The following is a 2,300-nucleotide window of genomic DNA, read 5'->3' as shown; positions in this document are numbered from 1 at the left end:
GCGACGGGGTCTCCTCCCCGACGACGGATGCCGCGGCGCCCGCCTCCTAGGCCGGGATCGCCCGCGTGCGGATGAGCTCGGCGTACCACTTCGCGCTGTCCTTCGGCAGGCGGTCGAGCGTGTCGTAGTCGACGCGCACGATGCCGAAGCGCTTGGAGTAGCCGTAGCCCCACTCGAAGTTGTCCATGAGCGACCACACCTGGTAGCCGCGCAGGTCGACCCCGCGAGCCATGGCCCGGTGCGCGGCGGTGAAGTGGCGGCGCAGGTAGTCGACGCGCTCGGCGTCGTGCACGGCGGGGCCGTCGGGCTCCTCCGTCACGACGTCGTCGAACGCGGCGCCGTTCTCGGTGACCATGAGCGGCAGACCGGGGTAGGCCTCGTGCAGCGCGACGAGGAGGTCTTCGAGCCCCGACGGGTCGATGTTCCAGCCCATGGCCGTGTACGGGCCCGGCTGCACGAGGAACTCGACGTGCTGGGAGCCCGGCCAGGGCGTGCCGCCCATGTCCTTGTGGCCGTCGGCGTTGGCACGCGGCGACACGCCGTCCCACATCGCCACGGTCACGGTGGAGTAGTAGTTGACGCCGAGCAGCGAGATCGGCTGCCGGATGAGCTCGGTGTCGCCCGGCTTCACGAACGACCAGTCGGTCACCTCGGCCGTGTCGGCGATGACGTCGGCGGGGTATTCGCCGTCGAGCAGCGGGCCGAGGAAGACCCGGTTGGCGAGGCCGTCGATGCGACGGGCCGCCTCGTCGCCCGTCGGGCCCGACGGGCGGATGACGTGCAGGTTCAGCGTGATCGAGTAGCCGGGGTCGTTCGTGACGACCTCCCGCAGGGCGGCGATCGCGAGTCCGTGCGCGAGGTTCAGGTGGTGCACGGCGGCGAGCGCCTTCGCGCCGTCCATGAGGCCGGGGGCGTGCGCGCCCGAGCCGTAGCCGAGGTAGGCGCTGCACCAGGGCTCGTTGAGCGTCGTCCACACGGCGATGCGATCCCCGAGCCGCTCCCCCACGATGCGGGCGTAGTCGGCGAACGCCTCTGCGGTGGCCCGGTTCGCCCAGCCGCCCTCGTCCTCGAGCGCCTGCGGCAGGTCCCAGTGGTACAGCGTCGCGATGGGCCGGATGTCGCGGGCGATGAGCCCGTCGACGAGCCGCTCGTAGAAGGCGAGGCCCGCCTCGTTGGCCGGCCCTCGACCGGTGGGCTGGATCCGCGGCCACGCGATCGAGAACCGGTACGCCTCGAGCCCCAGCTCGGCCATGAGGTCGAGGTCGGCGTCGAGTCGGTGGTAGTGGTCGTCGGCCACGTCGCCGGTGTCGCCGTTCCACACCTTGCCGGGCGTGTGGCTGAACGTGTCCCAGATGGAGGGGCCGCGTCCGTCCTCGTTCACCGCGCCCTCGATCTGGTACGACGCCGTGGCGGATCCGAAGAGGAAGTCGTCGGTGAAGGTGAGTCCCGCGTCGCGGTAGTCGGCTGAGCCGGTGGTCATGAGCGTGCTCCAGTCGTCTCGTCGCGGCATCCGCTACCGCCTCGGCTTCACTGTATCGCGTCGCCCGGAACCGCTCCTTACAGGGCTGTCAGCGAACGACGCAGACCTAATGTGGAGGCATGGCCGACCCTCGCCTCGAACTCGAACCCGACGCCGGCGGCGCACGCCTCGTCGCCGTACTGCTCACCGGGCGCGGCGTGAACGGCGGCGTGTCRCTCGCCGTCGACGGCACCACCCAGTCCCACGTCAACCTCGACGACCCGCTCGACCTGCAGCTCGAGTACACGCGGCTCATCGCCGCACTGGTCGACGGATGCCGCGAGCCCGGCCGCCCGCTGCGGGTGCTGCACCTCGGCGCCGGCGCCCTCACCGTGGCACGCTACCTCGCCGCGACGCGGCCGGGGTCGGCACAGCACGTGGTGGAACTCCATCGGGAGCTCCTCGAGTTCGTGCTCGCCGCGCTCCCGCTTCGCGACGACGTGGAGCTCACCGCCGAGTTCGGGGATGCCCGCGCGGCCGTGGAGCGCGCCGCGAAGGTGGGAGCGGGATACGATCTCGTGCTCGTCGACGTGTTCTCGGGCAGCCGGGCGCCCCGTCACCTGTCCACCGCGGAGTTCTTCGCCGCACTCGAGCGCCTGACGGCGGCGGACGGCCTCGTCGTCGTCAACACCCTGGCGGCGCGGGGCCTCCGCACGGCCCGCGAGGTCGCCGCGACCCTGGGATCCGTGTTCGACGACGTGTTCGCGCTCACGGCCGCCGAGGTGGTCGAGGGAGCGAGCCTCGGCAACGTCGTGCTCGCGGCATCCGCGGCGCCACTGCC

At 71.8% G+C, this 2,300-nt stretch carries 2 protein-coding genes; one reads left to right on the top strand and one right to left on the bottom strand.

All coding sequences use genetic code 11. The features are described from left to right. Positions 1-46: 46 nt before the first annotated feature. Positions 47-1,510 (bottom strand): GH1 family beta-glucosidase, encoded by a 1,464-nt coding sequence (locus tag AC1DY2_RS18825; RefSeq protein ID WP_476763800.1) that lies wholly within the window; start codon positions 1,508-1,510, stop codon positions 47-49. 89 nt (positions 1,511-1,599) lie between these two features. Between AC1DY2_RS18825 and AC1DY2_RS18820 the strand changes: the two genes are divergently transcribed. Beyond that, a partial coding sequence (locus AC1DY2_RS18820; protein ID WP_476763799.1) for a spermidine synthase occupies positions 1,600-2,300 on the top strand: 701 nt, incomplete at its 3' end.

The organism is Agromyces sp. P1_H4 (assembly GCF_056405255.1).
The sequence above is the reverse complement of the archived record's forward strand: the minus strand, read 5'-3'. Positions and strand labels throughout refer to the sequence as shown.